Source organism: Bradyrhizobium sp. 1200_D9_N1_1 (genome assembly GCF_052075915.1).
GTDB lineage: Bacteria > Pseudomonadota > Alphaproteobacteria > Rhizobiales > Xanthobacteraceae > Bradyrhizobium > Bradyrhizobium diazoefficiens.
In genome coordinates this window covers 650,659-672,164 of record NZ_CP197226.1, presented here as the reverse complement: position 1 = coordinate 672,164, position 21,506 = coordinate 650,659, and the positions used below count along the sequence as shown (strand labels likewise).

Here is a 21,506-nt window from a genome sequence, read left to right as displayed (position 1 = left end):
CCGTCGCCTACTCCGCGGCCTGGAGGCGCGACGACGGACAGGCTTTTTCCAACGCCTGGTCGATGTCCTCGATGATATCGGCAGCATGCTCGATGCCGATGGACAGGCGGATCGTCTCCGGCAGAACGCCGGCGAGGCGCTGCTGCTCCGCCGACATCTGCCGGTGCGTGGTCGAAGCCGGATGGCAGGCCAGCGACTTCGCGTCGCCGATATTGACGAGGCGCGTGATCAGCTTCAGCGCATCGTAGAAGGTCTTGCCGGCTTCCATGCCGCCCTTGATGCCGAAGGTGAACAGCGAGGAGGCATTGCCGTCGAGATATTTCTGGACCAGCGGATAGTAGGGGCTGTCCGGGAAACCCGTGTAGTTGACCCAGGCGACGCGCGGGTCAGTACGCAGGAATTCGGCGACCTTGCGCGCGTTCTCGACGTGGCGCTCCATGCGCAGCGCCACGGTCTCGATGCCCTGGAGCAGCAGGAAGGCGTTGAACGGCGACAGCACCGAACCCATGGTGCGCTGATAGACGCTGCGCGCGCGCTCGATATAGGCGGTCTTGCCGAAGCGCTCGGCATAGACGAGTCCGTGATAGGACGCGTCCGGCTTGTTGTAGGCGGGGAAGCGGTCGGCGTATTTCGCCCACGGAAAATTTCCGGAATCGACGATGGCGCCGCCCAGCGTGGTGCCGTGGCCACCCAGGAACTTGGTCAGCGAATGCACGGCGATGTCGGCGCCGTAGTCGAACGGCTTGAGCAGGATCGGGGTTGCGACCGTGTTGTCGACGATCAGCGGCACGCCATGGGCATGCGCGATCTTCGCCAATGCCTCGATGTCGCAGACATTGCCGGCAGGATTGCCGATGGTCTCGGCGAACACCGCACGGGTGTTCTCGTCGATCAGCTTCTCGATCGCATCCGGCTTGTCGCTCTCGGCGAAGCGGCCCGTGATGCCCTGGCGCGGCAGAATGTGCGAGAGCAGCGTGTGCGTGGTGCCGTAGAGCTGCGGCACGGACACGATGTTGCCGCCGTGATCGGCGACGTTGACGAAGGCGAAATGCAGCGCCGCCTGGCCGGTCGCGACCGCAAGCGCGCCGACGCCGCCTTCGAGCTGGCTGATACGCTTCTCCAGCACCGCGCTGGTCGGATTGGCGATGCGGCTGTAACGGAAACCCTCGGCCTCGAGATTGAAGAGCGCCGCGCCGTGATCGGCGCTGTCGAAGGCGTAGGCCGCGGTCTGGTAGATCGGCACGGCAACCGCGTGCGTGGTGGCTTCGGGCTCATAGCCGGCGTGAATAGCGATCGTCTCGTTGCGCATCGTGCCACCTCCGCGTGGAGCGGGCCGCACTTATTGGCCTGTATGAGGCACGTGCGTTGTCCGCCGTCCTCGTGTTAGAGGCGGGTGGTAAAGCGAGCAATAATTCGCCTAGAGATCGAGGAAGTAACCCTAACGGTTATTGGTGAATTGGCTAAAATTCGAATCAAATTGGATTAACGAATTCGTACGCCTAGGCGCGACTCGCTTCCCATCGCGGATGCAAAGCATCGGCGTTCTCAAGGGACGGCGGCCGAAGGCCGCCAGTGCCACCCTCTCCCACAGGGAGCGAGGGCGGCACTGTCAACGCGGCGGCAACTCGCGAGCGCTCAGTCCATCGTCTCCCATAGGCGATGGGCGAGCACGCCGGCACGATTCTCGATCGCCGCCGCGGCATCGAGCGCGAGGTCCTCGCGGTAGCGGCCGGTGATGAGCTGCACGCCGATCGGCTTGCCCTCGTGCAAGGCCACCGGCACCACCGCGCCGGGCAGGCCCAGCACGTTGATCGCGGAGATGAAGCGTATCCCGCCCCAGAACACCTCCTGCACGCGCTCGGCGCTGATAGTGTCGTCGCGCGGGCCCGGCGTCGGACTGACCGTGGTCGGCGCCAGCACGACCGGGTAGTCCTCGAAGAACAGCTGCCAGGCGCGGATGTGGCCGTTGCGCGCGGCCGTCGCCTGCATCCAGGCCTTGAGATCGAGCACATTGGCCTTGGCCTTCATGCCGTTCCACGCATTGTGGAAATCCTCGGACGTGACCTTCAGCATCGCGGCCTCCTGCATCACCATCGTCTCGTTGGTGATGATGTCGCACCAGGTCTGCCAGACGCCGTTGATGTCGGGCACCTCGACCTCGCTGACGCGATAGCCGGAACGCTCGAGGTGATCGGCGGCCCGGCGCAGCGCCGCGGCGACCGCCGGATCGACGTCCATGTCGTCGGGGATCTTCGCCAGCGCGACCTTGATCGGTCCCTTCGGCTTCGGCCCCACAAGCGGCGCCGGCACCCACCAGGGATCGCGCGGATCGCGCTGGCTCATCACCTCCAGCGCGAGGCGAACGTCGGCAACGTGGCGGGCGAGCGGCCCCTGCGCCGACATCAGATGCGCCAGCATCGGCCGCTCGGCCGTTGCGCTTCCGTTGAAGGCGGGGATGCGGCCCTGCGTCGGCTTGATGGTGGCAACGCCGTTGCAATGTGCCGGCCAGCGCAGCGAGCCGCCGATGTCGTTGCCATGGGCGATGGTGCCGATACCGGCGGCAACCGCCGACCCCGCGCCACCCGAGGAGCCGCCGCAGGTGATATCAGGGTCCCAGGGGTTCAGCGTCAGCCCATGCAGGGGATTGTCGGTGAAGCCGCGGAAGGAGAATTCCGGCGTGTTGGTGAGACCGATGACGATCGCGCCGGCCTTCTTCAGGTTACGGACAACAGGCGCATCCGACGGCGCGATGTAATCCTTGTTGGCGGGCACGCCGTTGAAGTTCGGCCGGCCTTCGTAATCGACGTTTTCCTTGATGGTGATGGGCACGCCGTGCAGGAGGCCGAGCTCGCCGCCTTTGGCGCGCTGCTTGTCGGCCGCATGCGCAGCCTTCAGCGCTTCCTTGCTGAGATCGACAACGACCGCATTCAGCCTGGGATTGACCGCGCGCATCCGATCCAGATGCGCCTCGACGGTCTCGACCGCGGAGATTGCGCCGCTGCGGATCGCGGCCGCGGTATCGACCGCAGACCATTGCCAGACCGGCCCCTTGGGACGGCGCGCCGTGGCCGATTTGCGCGGGGCGGCCTTCTTGACTGATTTCTTCGCAGCTTTCGCGACGGCACCCTTGCGGGCGGTGGCTTTCTTGCTCGAGGTCTTCGTTACTTTCCTTGAAACACTTTTCTTCTTGCTCGCCGTCTTCTTCGCCACGCCGCATCTCCTGAAATTGCGCCGCGGAGGTTATGGAGATCACGCGACCGTGTACAGGCGCGTTTCTGCATGGCGCGTTGTCGCGACGCTCTGTCACGGCCCCGGAGCCAGGGACGCCCGTGAACCTTTGCGCCCGCTGTCTTGACCCATATATTGGTTGAATTGTGCAACAGACTACCGCTGAGATTGCGGCATAACGACCAGGTTTTTTGACGCAGCTATTTTTGACATCGGCAGATTGGAGCATTTTCCATGCTCACAGAATTCGACGCCGGATACGGCGAGCAACCCTTTCGCGATCTGTGCGCCAACTACCCCGGCGCTGAAGCCTACGATCCCCACGACTTCCGCATCGAATGGGGGCCCATCTTTCACCGCGGCCGGCTGGACGGATCGGCGCGTGTGCTCATCGTCGGCCAGGATCCCGCCCAGCACGAGACCATCGTGCGCCGAATCCTGGTCGGCACCGCGGGCCGCCGGACCCAGGGCTTTCTGGCCAAGCTCGGCATCGTGCAGAGCTATGTGATGGTGAACACCTTCCTGTACAGCGTTTACGGCCAGAGCGGCGGCTCCAAGCACAAGAACGAGCCGGGCATCGTCGACTATCGCAACAAATGGTTCAAGGCCGTGCTGGGCCCCGGCAACATCGAGGCTGTCGTCTCGCTCGGCGGCCTCGCGGACGAGGCCTGGAAAGCCTGGCTCAAGAGCTCCGACGGCGCGGCCTACAAGACCCTCGCGTATCAGCACATCACGCACCCGACCTGGCCGGAAAGCTCCGCGCATGATTCCGCGACGCAGGCGGCGAATACCAAGATCATGCTGGCCAAATGGAATGCCGCCCTCGCGGCGCTGGCGCCTGAGGTCAAGCATCCCGACGTGCCGACGACACTCGTGCCGTACGGCGACGCCTTCAAGCCGTCCGAGCTTGTCGACATCATTGCAAAGGACCTTCCGGCGGGACTGCCGGCCTGGATGCGTGGAGATACGCCGTGGGCCGTGCGCCAGGGCGTTGACGCGGCGGCCAAGCGGCGCACCATCATGATCACCATTCCCGATGGGGTGATTCCATGAGCCCGGCCGCAAACCCGAAGCGATGGGCGCTGACCGGCCGGATCGTGACGATGGCCACTGAGGGCGACGTCATCAAGAACGGGACGATCTTCATCGAGGACAATCGGATCGCCGCGATCCTGCCCAAGGGACAGCCGGCCCCGGTGGGCTTCGAGGCCGTCGCCGCGGTGACCACCGGCGGCACCATCTATCCCGGCCTGATCGAGCTGCATAATCACCTCAGCTACAACGTCCTGCCGCTCTGGCGCGTGCCGCAGCTCTTTGGCAATCGCGACCAGTGGCAGAATGCCAAATCGTACAAGACGTCCGTGACCGGCCCGATGAGCGCGATCGCCCTTGCCGACGACGGCTCGCTGCTGCCGGCCCTGGTTCGCTATGTCGAAGCCAAATGCCTGGTCGCGGGAACGACGACGAGCCAGGGGATCACGCTGTCGAACTGGAGCGGCACGATCCACAAGTATTACAAGGGCGCGCTGCGCGCCGCCGAGATCGGGAGCCCGCCCGATCTTCCGCGGGCACACTCCAAGATTCCCGACATCGATGCCGAGGATTGGGCGAAGTTCGACAACGAGCTGAAATCGTCGGCGTGTTTCCTGCTCCACTTAAGCGAGGGCATCGATCCCAAGGCGCATAGCCACTTCCTGGCGCTGCGCAATTCCGCGGGAGATTGGGCGATCGAGCCGTCGCTGGCCGGCATTCATTGCACGGCGCTCGATGCGACCGACTTCGGAACGATGGCCCAGCACCAGGCCAAGGTCGTCTGGTCGCCCCTGAGCAACCTGCTGCTCTATGGCAAGACGACCGATGTCGTCGCCGCGTGCGCCGCAGGCCTCACCATCGCGCTGGGCTCGGATTGGTCGCCGTCCGGCAGCAAGAACCTGCTGGGCGAGCTGAAGGCGGCGAAGGTCGTATCCGCGCATTTCAATCTCGGCTTCAGCGATTACGATATCGTCGCGATGGCAACGCGCAATCCGGCCGCGATCCTGAAGTGGGACTCAAAGCTGGGAACCATCGCCAAGGGCAAGTTCGCCGATCTCGTCGTCGTGAAGGGTGTCACCGGCGATCCTTACGCCCACCTGATCAAATCGCGCGAGCAGGATATCGTCCTGGTCACGATCGGCGGGCGAGCGCGCTATGGGACCAAGAAGGCCATGCAGCAGGCAGGCGGAAGCGGCGAGGCCCTGAAGGTCGGCAGGAGTGCGCGGGTGATCGATTTCACCTCGCCCGACCAGGATCCGGGGATCGAGAAGATCACGCTGGCGGAAGCAACGACCCGATTGAGTGCCGCGCTCGGCAATCTCGGCACGTTGCAGCCGCACAGCATCGCGATGTCGGCCGCGATCGCGAGCGGAACGGTGTCACGAACCGGATGGCGTCTCGCGCTGGACGAGCAGTTCGGCAACAATGTCCAATTGCGCCCGCGGCTGGCATATAACGGCATCCGGACCGGTCCGGATTTGGCAGCTGTCGCAGCAGCCGCCGAGCCGCTGCATCCGATCAAGCTGGATGGCCTCACGGTGGCCGACGATCCCGTCTTCATCGACACGCTGAAGAGCGAACCCAACCTTCCGCAGGGACTAGGCGCAGCGATCGCCGCCTTCTATTAGCTATCCGTCACACCAGCGGTGGATTGAGCCGCGCAAAACCCTCCTGGATGCGATAGGGGTAATAGGGATAGGGCGGCATCACGGCGCACGCCTCGTCGAGACGCTTGATCTGATCCGCGCCCAGCGACCAGCCGACCGCACCGAGATTGTCGCGCAGCTGCGCCTCGTCACGGGAGCCGATGATCACGGAAGAGACGGTGGGGCGCGACAGCAACCAGGCGATCGCGACCTGCGGCACGGTGCGGCCGGTCTCGGCGGCAATCGCATCCAGCACGTCGACGATCGCGTAAAGCCGCTGCTCGTCCACGGGCGGACCGAATTGCGCGGTGGCGTGCAGGCGGCTCTGTTGCGGCAGCGGTTGGCCGCGCCGGATCTTTCCGGTCAGCCGCCCCCAACCGAGCGGGCTCCAGACCAGCGCGCCGACGCCCTGATCGCGCGCGAGCGGCATCAGCTCCCACTCATAGTCGCGGCCGAGCAGCGAGTAATAGACCTGGTGCGCGACATAGCGCGGCCAGCCGTGCCGGTCCGCGATGGCGAGCGACTTCATCAGCTGCCAGCCCGCGAAATTGGAAACGCCGACATAGCGCAGCTTGCCGGCACGCACGAGCGTATCGAGGGTGGACAGCACCTCCTCGATCGGTGTGAACGCGTCGAACGCGTGAAGCTGAAGGAGGTCGATGGTGTCGGTGCCGAGCCGTTGCAGCGCTGCGTCGACCGCAGTCAGCAACCGCTGCCGCGATGAGCCGGCATCGAGCGGGCCATCGCCCATCGGCAGGCTCATCTTGGTCGAGATCAGCACCTTGTCGCGGCGGCCCTTGATCGCAGCGCCGAGAATCTCCTCGGAGGCACCGTTCGAATAGACGTCGGCACTGTCGAACAAATTGACGCCGGCATCGAGGCAGATGTCGACCAGCCTGCGCGCTTCCTCCGTGCCGCTGCGGCCCCAGGCGGAGAACAGCGGACCCTGGCCGCCGAACGTGCCGGTGCCGAAGCTGAGGACGGGGACCTTGAGCCCGGACGCACCGAGACTACGATATTCCATGATCGCTCTCCTATTCCGCCGGGCACGCCGCGACTGCGGTCGCCGTGCGATCGAGCTGGAGGCTCCACAGCGCCAGCACGAGGCCGATCGCGGTGATTCCGGCCGCCACCAGCGGCAACGCGGAGAGGTCGAGCCCGCGATCGATGGTGACACCGCCGGCCCAGGCCCCCAGCGCGTTGCCGAGATTGAACGCGGCGATGTTGAGGCTCGAGGCCAGCGTGCGGCCGCTCGGGCCGGCGGCTTCCAGCACGCGCAGCTGGAGCGGCGCGACGGTTGCGAAGGCGGCGATGCCGAGCAGCAGGATCAGCACGATCGCGGGGATCTTGACCGACAGCACCGCGGCAAGGCCGAGCAGCACGATGGCGAGCGCGGCGAGAGTGCCGATCAGGGCCCGCGCCAGGCCGCGGTCGGCGAGCTTGCCGCCCGCGACGTTGCCGATCGCAAGACCCGCGCCGAACACCAGCAGGATCGGCGACACCGCTTCCTCCGAAAAACCGGTGAAGCGCGTCAGGATCGGCTGGATATAGGTGAAGACGACGAACAGGCCGGCAAAGCCGAACACGGTCATGGCGAGGCCGAGCAGCACCTGCGGACGGCCGAGCACCGCGAGCTCTTCAGCCAGCGAGATCGGCTTGTCGCCGTTACCGACATGGCCGGGCACGAACGCGGCGACCACGGCAAAGGCGATCACGCCGATGACCGTTACCGCCCAGAACGCCGCGCGCCAGCCGAGCATCAGGCCGAACCAGGCGCCGAAGGGCACGCCCAGCAGCGTTGCGACCGTGAGGCCGATGAACATGGTCGCGATCGCCGAGGCGCGCTTGTCCTCGGCGACGAGGCCGGTGGCCACGACCGAGCCCACGCCGAAGAACGTGCCGTGGGCCAGCGAGGTCAGCACCCGCGCCGCCATCAGCAATTCGTAGTTCGGCGCCAGCGCGCAGGCGGCATTGCCGAGCGTGAAGATCGCCATCAGCGCCAGCAATACGGTTTTGCGCGGCATCCGCCGCGTCGCCAGCGTCAGAACCGGCGCGCCGACGAACACACCCAGCGCATAGCCGGAGATGAGGAGGCCCGCGATCGGCACGGAGACATGCATGTCGGCGGCGACCTGGAGCAGCAGGCCCATGATGATGAATTCGGTGGTGCCGATGCCGAAGGCACCGGCGGTGAGCGCAAGGACGGCGGGAGGCATGCGGGACTCCAATGGATGGCACGAGCCACGCAGATAGCCGCGCTGCAGCAAAAGCATTAGGATGTCCGCAATCCAATCATTTGTGACGTGAATTCAACATGGCCCGTTTCGACACCAACCGCTCCGCCGAGATGGAGGTTTTCGTCCGCGTCGTCGACCTGGGCGGGTTCACCCAGGCCGCGCGAAAACTGCGCCTGACGCCGTCGGGCGTCAGCAAGCTGATCTCGCGGCTGGAGGTACGGCTCGGCTCGCGGCTGATCAACCGCACCACGCGCAAGCTCACGCTGACGGAGGAAGGCCAGGCCTTCTACCAGCGCGCCGTGCGCATTCTCGCCGAGATGGAGGAGGCCGAGCGCGAGGCAGCTTCAGGCGCGGCACCGCGCGGCCGCCTCACCGTCAACAGCAACATCCCCTTCGGCATGCTGCATGTGATGCCGCTGATCCCGCGCTTCCTGGAACAGCATCCCGACGTCACGCTCGATCTGGTGCTGACCGACACACTGATCGACCTGATGCAGGAGCGCGCTGACGTCGCGATCCGCGTCGGACCGTTGCGGGCCTCACGCCTCGTCGCGCGAAAACTCGGCACCAGCCGCATGGTTGTGGTCGGCGCGCCGAATTATCTCGCGCGCTTCGGTACGCCGAAGATTCCGGCGGATCTTGCCGATCACCGCGGCATCGGCTGGACCTTTCCGCGCTCGATCCGCGGCTGGCCCTTCAAGCGCGGCGACCGCACCGAGGAAGCCGTCCCGCCGCCGGCCGCCCGCGCCAGCGACGGCGAAGCCGCCCGCCGCCTCGCGCTCGGCGGCGTGGGCCTCGCCCGCCTCGCCCTCTTCCACATCGGCCCCGACATCGAATCAGGCCGCCTCGTCCCGGTCTTGCAGAACTACAATCCCGGCGACCGCGAAGACATCCACGCTGTCTATGTCGGCCACACCGCGCCGCTCCCGGCGCGCGTCCGCGCGTTCATCGATTTTCTGGCGGAGCACGTGCGGGTGAGCGACCCCGCGCTGAAGCGCGCGGGGGACGGGAAATGGAGGGTGATGGAAATCCAGCGGACGCGTCCTATTCCTTGAGCTAAGCCTCACGTCGGCGTCGCATCGGAGCTCGACCTGGGCCGGCTCATTGCTCCACTGTCCTTTCCGCATTGATGCGAGGGACTGGCTGGTATGTTCTGCATTCGCGCTCTCGTCGCAAGGATCCCGTGATGATAACTGTCCGGAACCGGCTGCAACGTGAAGCGGGCTCCAGTGTCCGCGGCATGTTTCCGAAATCCGCCGACGCGGCCTTTCGCTAGAACCTTTCGATTGAACCAGACTCCCCGAGGACCTCAGATGCATCCCACCGACTTGCCCGGCCAACCCGGCATCGTTCCTCCCGGAGCGATCGGCCACAATCGCGGCGTTGTCGGTCGCAACTTCGCGTTCATGCCGCCGGAAGGCGTGTTGAAGAGCCGGCTTCCGGCGTGGAAATCCACAACCGTGCGCTTTCTGGCGGCGCCTTCGCTCGGCGCCGGTTTTGCCCAATATATGCTGGAAATCGAGCCCGCGGGCGGTACGGCCCAGCCGATCTGTGTGGACCTGCAGCACTTCTTCTATGTTGTGGCAGGAGGCGTGGACGTGACCATCGGCTCCGACCCGCCAGTGGAGCTTGCTGTCGGCGCCTTTGTCTATGTACCGCCCGGCGTATCCTTCACGATGTCCTGTCATCCCACCGCGCCTGCCCGCATCATCGCCGTCAAGAAGCGCTATGAGAAGGCCGAGGACATCGCCACCCCGACGGCGATCATCGGTCAACAACAATCCATGCCGATGACGAACCATACCGGGCTGCAGGGCCGCGGGTTCAAGCACCTGCTGCCAATGGGCGACCTGCGGTTCGACTTTGAGATGAACCTGATGTTTTTCCAGCCCGGCGTCTGCTTCCCGGCTGTCGAAACGCACATCATGGAGCACGGATTGTTCATGCTGGAGGGGCAAGGCCTATATTATCTCGGCAATAGCTGGCACGAAATCTGGGTTGACGATTTCATCTGGATGGGATCGTTCTGTCCGCAGCAATTCTATCCCACCGGCCTGAACCACTCGGTTTATCTGCTGTACAAGAACGTCAACCGGGACGTCGTCCTCTGAGGATGGCCGATGAGCGCCGGCAAGACGAGTCGAAGCGAACGAGGTTCAGAGATCCTCAGCCTGATGCCTGAGACGTATCGCGCGTGCCAGCCGGTAGCGCGGCGGTGATGATGATCTCGATCAAATCACCATCGGGCATAACCGACTGCACGAACGAGCGCACCGGCCCATAACCCGCCGGCATCCAGCTCGCCCAGGCCTCGTCGAAGGCTGGCTTGTTGTCGTGGTCGGTCACCACGATCTCAGCCTTGACGATGCGCGTACGGTCCAGACCCGCATCCTTCAGATAAGTATCGATGACGCCCAAGGCGCCCAGCGTCTGTATGCGAATGTCCTGGGTGCGATCAGGTGAAACCGCCACCGCCCACAGCAACCCGCCGCCGCCCGGCATATGATATGTTGTTACCGCTGACTTGCTGGGCAGATTCCTGTTCGGGATGCGCGTGATGTCGTTTGCATTCATTCTGGGCTCTTGGGCTTGGAGGAGATTCTCGCGATGACGCCTGAGGCCTAACAGCTATCGCGCTCGAAATAGTTCGGAATCGTTGCTTGCCGCACAAAATCGTGGGATGGCGGAGGGTGTCAGTCAATCCCCGTTGAAAGATACAGCACTCTCGACATTCCGAGACTGGCTCCGTCTCCTTCAGCTTTGCGTGGCCGTTTCTTCGATCGACGGCTCCATCAAGGCATAGTGCGCGATGCCGGCGGCAATGAGCCTGCAGAAGTTTATGGTAACGCGACCGTAGAAGGCGCCCGCCCCGGGTTCCGAGGATGCGAACCGATAGGAGGCGCCGAGACCGCGAGCGATCTCCAACAATCCCATGATCTCATGGTGCACCAGCGCCGAATGAATGCCGACCAGCTGCAGCAGCAGGGCCTGAATGCCAGGGTTGCTCATGACGGTCTTGCTCCGACGGGCGGCAGCGGCAGGAATTGCGCGAGATAGGCGCTCCTCCATTGATACGGCGTGTCGCCCGCGAAGCGCTTGAACACCGTCGTGAAATGAGCCTGCGTCTGGAACCCGACGGTCAAGGCGATGTCGACGAGCGAGACGTCAGCTTGTTGCAGCAATTCCTGGGCCCGCTCGATCCGCCGCTTCAGCAAATACTCGTGCGGCCTGATGCCGACGGCCGCCCGGAACTGCGCCGCGAAGTGCATCCGGCTAAGGCCGGCAACGGCAGCCAGATGCTCCAAGGTCACCTTCGCGGCCAGATTGTCGTCGACATACTGCATGACGCGCTTGAGGCGCCATTTCTGCAACGACCGCACCGCCCGGCAAACCCGGCCTTCATGATCACCCTCGGCCGACTCGGGCTGGCCTTGTCCGGCCACCGTCCGCCGGCTTGCCTTGCGGGTCAGAATGGCCAGACGCAGCGCATCGACAAGGATGGCAGAATGGGGATGGTGCATGGCTTTGGTGGCCGCGAGCGCATCCGCGAGGCGCTGCATCACCGGATCCGTGAATCCTTCCGCGCCCGTCTCCCGATCGACCTCCGAGGAGGCGCACGCAAGCCGTTTCGCGGACACCCTGAAGCTCGGCTCGCGGTCGGCAGATCCCCGCACGTCCGGCGCAGGCGGCTCGATGGCCAGCGCAACATCCAGATGAACGAGGGAGAGCGTCATGGCCTCCTCGCCGGAGCGCCGTGAACGTCTCGATGACCGCAGCCGCCCACATTCGATTGACGAGACGTCGATTGCGGCGGCGACATGGTCCTTGGCATTTTGCGGGTGTGACATCTGCAGCGACATCGTCGAACTCCTTGTTCCATTTCGCATCGGCAATGTCTGACGACTTGTCCGAATGCGATGGGAGCAGAGTAGTTCGGCGATCCGCGCGCTCCATTCTACGCGCGGGTGCATGGATAAGGTCTCGGGTTAACTGCGTCATACCTAGGTATGATCGCGGTACAGCCACCGGGCGAGAGTGCGAGCGGAACACCTCGTCCGCAGCTACGGACGCACGAGGCCGGCGGCTCGGCGCGCCTGCGGTAAGTTGACGCGGCCGTGATCGGCGATATCACCGAGAAGCCTCGTTCCGCCGGACAATCTCCCGGTCGCGCCCGCGCCGGATTCAACTGTCCAGGAGGTCTTCCACGAGAGCACGAAAATCGGCCGGCTGGATATTGTGGACGCGATCAAATCGCGGCATCAACGTGGCTGCTATGAGAAGAAGCACAGCCTGCGACGATGACGAACCTTGATCGGCCCACGGGTTCATCCATGAGCCGCGCCGGCTTGCGGTTCTGGTCCGCGGCCCTCGCCTTCGCGGTCTTCATGGTTGACGTGCTGACGCCGCTCGAGGGCGCGGTCGCAGTCCTCTATGTCATCGCGATCCTCCTTGCGGCGAGGACGAATCGGCGCAACGACATCATCGTCGCAGCGACCGGCTGTGTCGTCCTGACCATAACCGCCTATCTGCTGTCGCACGATCTGCATGAAATCGCCTCGCCCGCCCTTCGCGCGCTGGTGAGCCTCGCGGCGATCGGGATCACCACCCTGCTGGTGCTGCAGAATCACGCGGCGACGACGCGCCTCGCGGCGCAAGCGCGGCTGCTCAATCTCTCGCATGACATGATCTTCGTCAGGGATCGCAGCGGCGTGATCACGTTCTGGAACAAGACCGCGGAACAGACTTACGGCTGGTCGCCCGACGAGGCGCTCGGGCAGCTCGCCGACAAGCTTCTGCGGACCAGCTATTCCGACCGGCGGGAAGCCATCGAGGCCAGCCTGCTCGATACCGGGCGATGGGAAGGCAGGGTTGAGCAACGGACGAAGGCCGGCGCCGCGCTCACCGTCGACGCCCGATGGGCCCTTCAGCACGACCATCTCGGCAAACCCGTCGGGGTGCTCGAAACGCACACCGACGTTACGGACCGCGTGGCGGCGCACAGCGCGCTGGTGCAGAGCGAGCAACGATACCGCCGGATGTTCGACGCAAGCCGGATCGGCGTCGTCGAGGAGGACTGGAGCGGACTGCGGACCGCGCTGGATTCGCTGCAGACCGGAGGGGCGGACCTGCGCGACTATCTGGCACGCAACCCCGATTTCGTCAGGCATGCCCGCCGCCTCGCCAGAATCACCGACGTCAATCCGGCCCTGCAGAAGATGGCGGGGGCAAGCGGCTCTGCGGCCTTCATCGAGAACGCCGACAAGCTGCTGGGCGAGAATGATCGCAGTTTCCTCGACGCGCTGGTCGCATTCGCGAATGGAGAGCCGTTTCACGAAGGGGAGACCCAGCTCGTGAGCTTCGACGGGCGTAAGGTCCCCGTGCTGTTCACGATCACCTTTCCGCCCGAACCCGACGGAGATCAAAACGTGCTCGTCTTCGTCGTCGACATCACCGAGCGCAAGCAGGCTCAGGATGCACTGCTCGCGGCGCAAGCCGAGCTCGCCCATGCTGCGCGCGTTGCCACCCTCGGCGAGCTCAGCGCGTCCATAGCGCACGAGGTGAACCAGCCACTGGCGGCAATCGTCACCAGCGGCGAAGCCGGCTTGCGATGGCTGCGGCGCGACGTACCCGATCTCAAGGAGGTCGCCACCACGATCGGCCATGTTGTTGCTCAGGGCCGCCGCGCCAGCGAGATCGTGACCCGGATCCGGACCTTCCTGAAGAAGGCTGCACCCCAGCAGGATCTGCTGCAAATCGGCGAGGTCATCGAGGAGGCGACTGCGCTGGTCGCGCGCGAGCTCGCCAAGGACGACGTCGCCCTCATCGTCGAGCCGCAGCACGGCCTGCCGCCGGTTCGCGGCGACCGGATTCAGCTGCAGCAGGTCCTGGTCAATCTTCTGATCAATGCCAGCCAGGCGATGTCAGGCCGGCCCGGTTCCCGCGTCATCACGCTGCGTGCAGGCACCGTGGACAGCGAGACCCTCGCCATCACGGTGCAGGACAGCGGCCCGGGCATCCCGCCTGATGACATGGCACGCCTGTTCGATCCGTTCTTCACGACGAAGGACGGCGGGATGGGCATGGGGCTTGCGATCTGCCGAACGACGGTGGAAGCTCACGGCGGCCGATTGTCGGTGGTGAGCACCCCGGGCTCGGGAGCGACATTCCACCTGACATTGCCATATAGCCAAGAACACGCCCCGCCATGACACGACCAAACCAGGCTCAGCCGCCGACGCAACCCTCAAGCGCGACTGTCATCATCGTCGATGACGATGCGGGCATCCGCGCCTCGCTCGACAGCCTGTTCCGATCCGTCGGCCTCGAGACGCGCCTGTTCGGCTCGCCGGCGGAACTGCTCGGCGGCTCGCTGCCCGGCGGCCCAGGCTGCATCGTGCTGGACGTCCGCCTTCCCGGCGTGAGCGGGCTCGATCTGCAGAGCCAGCTCGTCCGGCAGGGCATCAGCTATCCGATCATCTTCATGACAGGCCATGGGGACATTCCGATGTCGGTGCGTGCCATGAAGGCCGGTGCCGTCGATTTCCTCTCCAAGCCGTTTCGCGACCAGGACATGCTCGATGCCGTGACGGCGGCGCTCGAACGTGATGCGCAGCACCGTGCCGAAGCCGCGACCAAGGAAGACATCCGCGCCCAGTACGGGACCCTGACGGCGCGCGAGCGCGAGGTGATGGGCCATGTCACCGCCGGCCTGATGAACAAGCAGGTCGCCGCCCTGATCGGCCTCAGCGAGATCACGGTCAAGATCCACCGCGGGAACGTCATGCGCAAGATGGGGGTTCGGTCGCTGGCCGACCTCGTCCGCAAGGCCGAGGCGCTGGGGGTATCCCAAACCCGCGGGACTACGGATCACACCTGAGTATAATTCCTGCGGGACTGCCCCGGGTGCATAAGGCGCCATCGGCCGCGCAAAGGGAGATGCCTCCTTGCGGAACACCGCGGTCAGGATTGTGTGCCAATGGCCAAAACCCCGGTGATTGCGATCGTAGACGACGACGAAGGCGTTCGCACGTCGCTGGCGAGCCTGGTGCGCTCGATCGGCTACGAGGCCCAGGCCTACGAATCCGGCATGGATTTCCTGCGGCAGACACCGGGAGACGATCCGGCATGCATGATCGCCGACGTCCAGATGCCTGTCATCACCGGCGATGAGCTGCAGGCACAGTTGATCGCGTCCGGCCGACGCTTCCCGATCATCTTCATGACGGCATTTCCAAGCGAATCCGTGCGCCGGCGCGTGATGGCGGCTGGCGCGCATTGCTATCTCGGCAAGCCCTCCAGCGGTGACGAGATCATCCGCTACCTCGAAGAGGCGCTGGCAGGCCACGCGCCGTAGTCCGCAAGACGGCCCCTGCCCCCAACCGGACGTGCATTCCGGCAAGCGGGTTGGTGGACCGGAAATACCGGCAAGCCCCGCAAACCTCATATTCGGCGCTGATTTTACGAGATCGGCAGGCCCGCACGCTCTGCCGGAAACGGATGGGGCACGATGCCAGTGAACACCACAAGTGCCGCCGCGCCGCGCCCGCTGGTCTTTGCCGGCTTTCCGGCAAGTTCCTGGGCGTTCGCGCTGCGGGTCTGGCTGGCGATGCTGCTCGCGTTGTATGTGGGCTTCTGGCTCGAGCTCGAATCCCCGTCGTCGGCCGCCCTCACCGTGGCCGTCCTGGCGCTGCCGACACGCGGTCAGGGTATGGAAAAAGCCGGCTACCGGCTGCTCGCAACCGTCATCGGCGTCATCGCCTCGATCGCGATCGCCGGCCTATTTTCCCAGACCGGCGGCCTCCTGCTGGTGGTGTTGGGCATCTGGGTCGGGCTTTGCACCTATGTGGCCGGCCTGCTGGATGGCAATCGCGCCTATGCGGCGGCACTCTGCTGCATCACCGTCGCCCTGATCGCCGTCGAGCAGATCGACACGCCGCTACAGGTGTTCCCGACCGGCGTCGCGCGTGGCGCAGCCATCGGCATCGGCGTCCTTGCGGTGGCGCTTGTGAACGAGGTTCTGGCCGCGCCGAGCTATCATCCGGTTCTGGCAAGCCGCATCGAAGTGCTGCACCGCCGGGTCACGGATCTCGCGCGAGATGCCGAGCGCGGCGAGACTCCATCCGCGGCCGTTGGGGCTGGACTGCTGCATGACATCGCGGCGGTACGTCCGGAGATCGCCAGCCTGACGACGGAATCGAGCATCGGCACGGCAAGGACCGCGGCCGCGCGTTCCGCGCTGGTCGATCTCGTCAGCGCGCTCTCGCTCGGTCGCATGCTCGCAGCGCTCCCTGCCGCGTCGGCGCTGGCCCCAGAGGCAGCCGGGCTGGTCGCGATATCCCGATCCTGGCTCCGGGCCGAAATCGGCCGAAACAACGCGCAGGTCCGCGGCAGCCTCGATGCGCTGCGCGAAGGGACAAGCCCGTATCGTGCATGGCGCGCACCGCTCTATCGCTCGCGCCGCATCGCGGCCGAGACTGGCGCACGGGCTGCGATCTCGTTCACGCTGATTGCAATTGTCTTCGTCCTGACGGGCTGGCCGACCACCGAGCTCTGCCTCTCGCTCGTTGCGGTGATCATCGGCCTCGGCTCGACGTCACCCTCGCCGCGCAACTTCACGATGGTGGCGGTGATGGCGACGCCGATCGCCTGCGTGCTGGCCGGCATCCTGAAATATCTCGTCTTCAACGGTGTGTCCGAGTTTCAGCTGCTCGCGATCGGTCTTGCGCCTGTCGTCATCGGCCTCGCACTGCTGATCACGCTGCCGAGCCCCATGCTGTCATCGATCGGCCGCCTCGTGCTGGTGTTCACCCTCGTCGTGCTCGCGCCGACCAATCCGCAGAGCTACGACCCCGAGGTGTTTCTCGTGACGAGCCTGTTTGTCTGCCTGTCGTCCGTGCTCGTCTTCGCGGCGCAGCAGCTGCTGCCTCCCTTGTCGGGCGACCGGCGAGTTCGGCTGCTACTGGGAGAGGCCCGGCGCGAACTGAGCCGCGCCGACGGGGGACGAGCCCGCCACCTCGCGCCGGAGGAAGCCGCCTTTCGCGACGCGGCGCGGATCGAGCAGATTTTGACCGCAAACGGCCCCTCCGCGATCGACGATCGGATGGCCGGCACGGCGATGCGCTGTTTCGACCAGGCCGCAGCCCTGCGGCGTTGCCGCGCCGAACTGGACCGGGTCGGACAGGGGCCGCTGGCCGTAGCGGCGCAGGCCGCGCGAGAGGCCCTCACCCGTCGGAACAGCGGCGTGATCCTCGCTGCAGCCGAGGCGCTGCACCAGTCGGCAGCACGAAGCGACCTGTCGGCCAGCGCGGCCATTGCCGCGCTGATTGCGGCAAGCGTGGCCTTCGCGCCGTCACAATCTCCGGCCGACTCCAGCCAAGGGAGACGGTCATGACGAACACCTATCGGGAACTGGTCATCGGCGGCGTGCTCATTGCCCCCATCGTTTCCTATGCGGCAACCGCGCTGCTCGCGTTCCTGTTACTGCGCCCGCTGCTGCGCTTCATCGGATTCGCGAGAGTCTTCAGCAACCCGTCGCTGGCCGAGCTTTGCCTCTACGTGGCGATGTTCGGCATGCTCGCACTGTTCTTCTAGGGAGAAGAGTCATGGAAGCTACCCTGCCCCGCGACGCCGCCCCGCTTCGCAGCGAACCATCAGCCGAAGCACCGGGCGATGCCTCAAGTACCGCGGAGGGCTCCGCCGCACCGGAGACCGTGGCACGCGACACCAGCGATCGCACGGCGGACACCGTCAGACCTCCGACACAGGCAACGCCCTCCGCGAGGCCGCTGCGCAAGGCTGTCGGCCGATTCATGCTCGGCGCAGGCAAGCATCTCGCGACCCTCGGCATCGCATTGGTCGCCGTCTTGATATCGGTTGCGACCTGGCAGCACTACGTCACTGCTCCCTGGACGCGGAACGGCAGCGTGCGTGTCCAGGTCGCCAATGTCGCGCCGCAGGTTGCAGGCAAGATCGTGGCGCTGCGGGTTGGCGACAACCAGTTCGTCCACAAGGGCGACGTCCTTTACGTCATCGACCCCTTCGACTTCGAAGTGGCCGTCCGAATCGGCAAGGCGCTGGTCGACCAGCGGGCCGCGGATCTGGAGGTGAAGCAGGCCGAGTTCGACCGGCGTCGACATCTGTCCAACCTCGCAACGACGCCCGAAGAGCAGCAGATCTATGCAGGCAACGCAGCGCAGGCGAAGGCCGCCTACGAGGCGGCGGCACACCAGCTCGCACAGGCGGAGCTGAATTTGAAACGGACCAGCGTGACCAGTCCCGTCGACGGTTACGTCACCAATCTCCTGCTGCGCGCGGGCGACTATGCCGTCACCGGCGTCAGCAACATCTCGGTGATCGATTCCAACAGTTTCTGGATCGACGGCTATTTCGAGGAAACCAAGATGGCTCGCGTCTGCGTCGGGGATCGCGCGGAAGCGCAATTGATTGGTTACGCCAAGCCGATCCTGGGGCATGTGAAGACCGTGACGCGAGGCGTCAGCGTGTCGAACGCCGCTGCGGGCACGCAGGGCCTGCCCAGTGTCGACCCGATCTACACCTGGGTGCGGCTTGCCCAGCGCGTACCGGTTCGCGTCGCCATCGACACGGTGCCGCCGGATGTGCCACTGGTCTCGGGCATGACGGCGACGGTGACAATCCGACAGCCCTCCGCGGGCGATCACCAGACCCGGTTCGACCGGTTCCGCGCGAGCTTCGTGGATCCCGTCACTGATCTGTTCGGCGCAGGACAACCGCCGCGTGCGAACTGCCTGCAGGCCACATCCCAGCAACGCCCCGAGGTGGAAGCGATCCCGTATTCGCGCGAACCCCCGGTTCCCTCGGCACAGTCGATCGCGCCCGGCCTTACACCCGGCATCGACGCCTCGCCACGTCTGCCCTGAACACGTCTGCTCTGAATTAGACGAACACGCCCGACCGGACGAGACGGCACCGCGTCAAACCTCTGGTCCGGCCGGTGCTGCGCTCTAACATCAGACCTCACTGCACATGTGCTTGATCCCTTTGGTTCAATTGAACTCTTTGCGACATGCGGTCGCACCTCTCGCATTTGCAAAATCTAATACCGCTTAAGCATCCTTAACGAGCCTTTCGACGAGGCCGCACCTATCGTTCGAGCATGGACCAGTTGCATTCGGCAGCCGTCACGACGGCGGCAGAATCCAGGACACGGGGACGAACGATGCTCACCGATATCCAAGCGGCCGGCGCCCGGTCGACGTATCAACCCAGCCGCCACAAACCGGCCTCCCCGCAGGAGACTCGCGCATTTCCCCTCGAACGGAGGTGGCGCCAGCCCGCGGCCACGCCTGACGACATCACGATCTCGCGCTGGACCTGCACGCAAACGGGCATAAGGCACGAAGAGGCGACGACCCCTGCCGACCGATACTTCTTCGCCATCGCCTTGAAGACGTCCCGCGCCAAACTGACCAGAGGCCGTCACACCATCTTCGACGGCATCATGCCGGCAGGCACGCTGTATATCGGCGCACCGTTGCAGCAGCTCAGTGCGCAGTTCTCCGCGCCGTGCGACTTCCTGCACTTCCACGTCTCGGCCAGCACATATTTTCCGTTCCTAAGGCCTGGAGCAGGAACAGCTTCGGCCGAAGGCCTCAACGACCTCGTGCTGCTCCGCGACCCCTTTGCCGAACAGCTGGCGAAGGCGCTGACCGAACGCGGCCATTCGGCTGACCGGGAATTCGCGCGCTGCATCGGTCAGACGCTGGCAATGCACCTCGCCCGGCGCGAGCTGCCACACTCGAAAGTCAATGCCTTGCCGAAATGGCGACTGCGGCGCGTGGAGGAATACGTCGGGACGCACTTCGACCACTGCATCAGCTTGTCCGAGCTTGCCAAGGTGGCGGGACTGTCCCGGATGCACTTCGCGGCCCAGTTTCGCGCCGCGACGGGATACCGGCCGCGCGAGTACCTGCTGCATCAGCGCATCGAGCGTGCGAAATCGCTGCTGTCGAATTCCGAGACGGCCCTGGCCGAGGTGGCGCTGACCGTCGGCTTCTGCACCCAAGCGCATTTCTCGACCGTCTTCAAACGGATCACGGGTGACACGCCCGCGCGCTGGCGTTGCGCCAGCCGGAACGCATCGGCTTCGTCCAGGCTCTCCGGCGGCGATCCGGCTTCGACATACAAGGCCGTGTCTCACGTGCTGCCCGCGGACTTCTCGTGAATCATGCGAAATGAGAAACACAAGGGGTTCGTGAAATACTTTGGCCGCGGGATCGGCGATGCTGTGCGTGTTAGGTGACTGAGACCCCAAGTCACCGCTCGAGCCTCCCTCCTCCCTGGGCATACGAGCGTTTTAGGGCCGTCCTCCCCCAAAGGACGGCCCCTTTTTTTGACCGGGCAGCGCGATCGACGGCATCGTCTCTTCGGAATTTGGCGAGGCTAGTCGTTCAGGTGACGCGCAGCCCAGGCGCGGACGCCCTGAAGACTCCTGAAATCATCCAGCGAGCGAGCCGGAAGTCCGGCCCCGATTTCCGCAACCATGCTGCTGAGCGCATGTCGCGGCCCGAGCTCGAGAAACCCCGTCGCGCCCGCTTCGACACAGGCCTGCAGGCAATCCGCCCATTGCACGGTTTGCGAGATCTGCGCGGCAAGTTTGTCGCGACCGCTCTCGAGCGAGACGACCGGAGCGGCATCGATTCCGCTCAGAATGCGCGCACCGGTCCTCGGGGGAAATACCGCCGGTGCCAGGCGCAAGGTCTCACGAAATGCGGCAGACGCCGCGGCGAGCCGCTTGGTGTGGGAGGCAACCTCGACCGGCAACGCGACGATCCTTGCGCCGTGCATCGCCCGCGCGTCGTCGGCAATCCCGCCCAGCGCCTCGCGGCCGCCGCCGATGACAAAGGCATCGCCCGGATTGACGATGGCGATCGCTGCGCCGTGACGTTCGCAAAGGCGACCGACCTCCTCGCGCGAAAGACCGCGGACGAAGATCAGCCCGTCACCGGCGCGCGTGGCCGCATCCATGGCCTCTGCGCGGCGTGCCACGAGATCGAGCGTGGCGGTCGCATCGAGCACACCGCCGACACCCCAGGCCGCGACCTCGCCGACACTGTAGCCGGCAATGATGACGCCGCGTGGAATGACATCTGCGAGCGCGCGCGCCGCGGCGAGCGGCTGCAAGGTGCAGAGAATCTGGCCCGTACGGTTGCGGTGCAGGGCCTCATCGGGTTCGCCGCGGACGAAATCGCGCGGATCGCTGCCACCGAGCAATGTCGCCGCGTGCGCAAACAGGTCCGCGGCCTCAGGCGCGCCGCCCGTGAGGGCGAACATGTCCCGATGCTGTCCGCCTTGTCCCGAGCAGAGGATCGCAAGCGTCACGGTC

20 protein-coding genes are annotated in these 21,506 nt (G+C 65.3%); 12 read left to right on the top strand and 8 right to left on the bottom strand.

The annotated features are described in order from the left end of the window. Nucleotides 1-7: 7 nt before the first annotated feature. Entirely contained in the window at nt 8-1,309 is a 1,302-nt protein-coding gene (locus tag AB5K84_RS03130; protein WP_011083077.1) for an O-acetylhomoserine aminocarboxypropyltransferase/cysteine synthase family protein, read from the bottom strand. Nucleotides 1,310-1,635: 326 nt separating this feature from the next. Next, nucleotides 1,636-3,210, bottom strand: a complete 1,575-nt coding sequence (locus tag AB5K84_RS03125; RefSeq protein ID WP_011083078.1) for an amidase family protein — start codon at nt 3,208-3,210, stop codon at nt 1,636-1,638. Nucleotides 3,211-3,462: 252 nt separating this feature from the next. Here AB5K84_RS03125 and AB5K84_RS03120 point away from each other — a divergent pair, with 252 nt between their 5' ends. Further along, nucleotides 3,463-4,281, top strand: a complete 819-nt coding sequence (locus AB5K84_RS03120) for a uracil-DNA glycosylase (protein ID WP_011083080.1) — start codon at nt 3,463-3,465, stop codon at nt 4,279-4,281. After that, nucleotides 4,278-5,888 (top strand): amidohydrolase family protein, encoded by a 1,611-nt coding sequence (locus tag AB5K84_RS03115; RefSeq protein ID WP_011083081.1) that lies wholly within the window; start codon nt 4,278-4,280, stop codon nt 5,886-5,888. Before AB5K84_RS03120 ends, AB5K84_RS03115 begins: the two co-directional genes overlap by 4 nt. Nucleotides 5,889-5,895: 7 nt before the next feature. On the opposite strand, the gene AB5K84_RS03110 is transcribed toward AB5K84_RS03115, so the two are convergent. Both AB5K84_RS03110 and AB5K84_RS03105 read right to left on the bottom strand, forming a co-directional pair. Beyond that, a complete protein-coding gene (locus AB5K84_RS03110; protein WP_011083082.1) occupies nt 5,896-6,930 on the bottom strand; it encodes an aldo/keto reductase in 1,035 nt (344 codons plus the stop codon). A gap of 10 nt (nt 6,931-6,940) precedes the next feature. Continuing rightward, nucleotides 6,941-8,122: an MFS transporter gene (locus AB5K84_RS03105; RefSeq protein WP_038966673.1), complete on the bottom strand. Its 1,182-nt coding sequence runs from the start codon at nt 8,120-8,122 to the stop codon at nt 6,941-6,943. Between the two features lie 98 nt (nt 8,123-8,220). On the opposite strand from AB5K84_RS03105, the gene AB5K84_RS03100 reads away from it, so the two are divergent. After that, the gene (locus AB5K84_RS03100; protein ID WP_011083084.1) at nt 8,221-9,198 is read left to right on the top strand and encodes a LysR family transcriptional regulator; all 978 of its coding nucleotides are present in this window, start codon (nt 8,221-8,223) and stop codon (nt 9,196-9,198) included. Between the two features lie 258 nt (nt 9,199-9,456). Next, entirely contained in the window at nt 9,457-10,254 is a 798-nt protein-coding gene (allE, locus tag AB5K84_RS03095) for a (S)-ureidoglycine aminohydrolase (RefSeq protein ID WP_011083085.1), read from the top strand. Nucleotides 10,255-10,309: 55 nt separating this feature from the next. On the opposite strand, the gene AB5K84_RS03090 is transcribed toward allE, so the two are convergent. The 3 genes from AB5K84_RS03090 to AB5K84_RS03080 all read right to left on the bottom strand — a co-directional run bounded on the left by AB5K84_RS03090 (nt 10,310) and on the right by AB5K84_RS03080 (nt 11,703). Further along, nucleotides 10,310-10,717 (bottom strand): RidA family protein, encoded by a 408-nt coding sequence (locus AB5K84_RS03090; RefSeq protein WP_011083086.1) that lies wholly within the window; start codon nt 10,715-10,717, stop codon nt 10,310-10,312. A 180-nt stretch (nt 10,718-10,897) separates the two neighbouring features. Next, nucleotides 10,898-11,152, bottom strand: coding sequence for a hypothetical protein (locus AB5K84_RS03085; RefSeq protein ID WP_011083087.1), 255 nt, complete (start codon nt 11,150-11,152; stop codon nt 10,898-10,900). Next, nucleotides 11,149-11,703, bottom strand: a complete 555-nt coding sequence (locus AB5K84_RS03080) for a helix-turn-helix domain-containing protein (RefSeq protein ID WP_236842159.1) — start codon at nt 11,701-11,703, stop codon at nt 11,149-11,151. The genes AB5K84_RS03085 and AB5K84_RS03080 overlap by 4 nt, the downstream gene beginning before the upstream one ends. 172 nt (nt 11,704-11,875) lie before the next feature. Between AB5K84_RS03080 and AB5K84_RS03075 the strand changes: the two genes are divergently transcribed. The 8 genes from AB5K84_RS03075 (at nt 11,876) to AB5K84_RS03040 (ending at nt 20,345) form a co-directional block, all read left to right on the top strand. Next, nucleotides 11,876-12,043, top strand: a complete 168-nt coding sequence (locus AB5K84_RS03075) for a hypothetical protein (RefSeq protein ID WP_236842160.1) — start codon at nt 11,876-11,878, stop codon at nt 12,041-12,043. Between the two features lie 485 nt (nt 12,044-12,528). Beyond that, complete coding sequence (locus tag AB5K84_RS03070) at nt 12,529-14,352, top strand: PAS domain-containing sensor histidine kinase (RefSeq protein ID WP_244647806.1); 1,824 nt, start codon at nt 12,529-12,531, stop codon at nt 14,350-14,352. Then, on the top strand, nt 14,349-15,020 hold the full coding sequence (locus AB5K84_RS03065) for a response regulator transcription factor (RefSeq protein ID WP_011083090.1): 672 nt from the start codon (nt 14,349-14,351) through the stop codon (nt 15,018-15,020). The genes AB5K84_RS03070 and AB5K84_RS03065 overlap by 4 nt, the downstream gene beginning before the upstream one ends. 99 nt (nt 15,021-15,119) lie before the next feature. Further along, nucleotides 15,120-15,497 carry a response regulator transcription factor gene (locus AB5K84_RS03060; protein WP_038966666.1) on the top strand — a complete coding sequence of 126 codons (378 nt, stop codon included), beginning with the start codon at nt 15,120-15,122 and terminating at the stop codon, nt 15,495-15,497. A gap of 153 nt (nt 15,498-15,650) precedes the next feature. Further along, nucleotides 15,651-17,534, top strand: a complete 1,884-nt coding sequence (locus tag AB5K84_RS03055; RefSeq protein ID WP_011083092.1) for an FUSC family protein — start codon at nt 15,651-15,653, stop codon at nt 17,532-17,534. After that, the gene (locus AB5K84_RS03050; protein ID WP_038966667.1) at nt 17,531-17,734 is read left to right on the top strand and encodes a DUF1656 domain-containing protein; all 204 of its coding nucleotides are present in this window, start codon (nt 17,531-17,533) and stop codon (nt 17,732-17,734) included. The genes AB5K84_RS03055 and AB5K84_RS03050 overlap by 4 nt, the downstream gene beginning before the upstream one ends. An 11-nt stretch (nt 17,735-17,745) precedes the next feature. Beyond that, on the top strand, nt 17,746-19,041 hold the full coding sequence (locus tag AB5K84_RS03045; protein ID WP_011083093.1) for a biotin/lipoyl-binding protein: 1,296 nt from the start codon (nt 17,746-17,748) through the stop codon (nt 19,039-19,041). A 299-nt stretch (nt 19,042-19,340) separates the two neighbouring features. Further along, a complete protein-coding gene (locus AB5K84_RS03040) occupies nt 19,341-20,345 on the top strand; it encodes a helix-turn-helix domain-containing protein (RefSeq protein ID WP_038966668.1) in 1,005 nt (334 codons plus the stop codon). Between the two features lie 218 nt (nt 20,346-20,563). Here the strand turns inward: AB5K84_RS03040 and AB5K84_RS03035 are convergent, their stop codons facing one another. Then, nucleotides 20,564-21,502 (bottom strand): acyltransferase domain-containing protein, encoded by a 939-nt coding sequence (locus AB5K84_RS03035; RefSeq protein ID WP_011083095.1) that lies wholly within the window; start codon nt 21,500-21,502, stop codon nt 20,564-20,566. Nucleotides 21,503-21,506 lie beyond the last annotated feature (4 nt).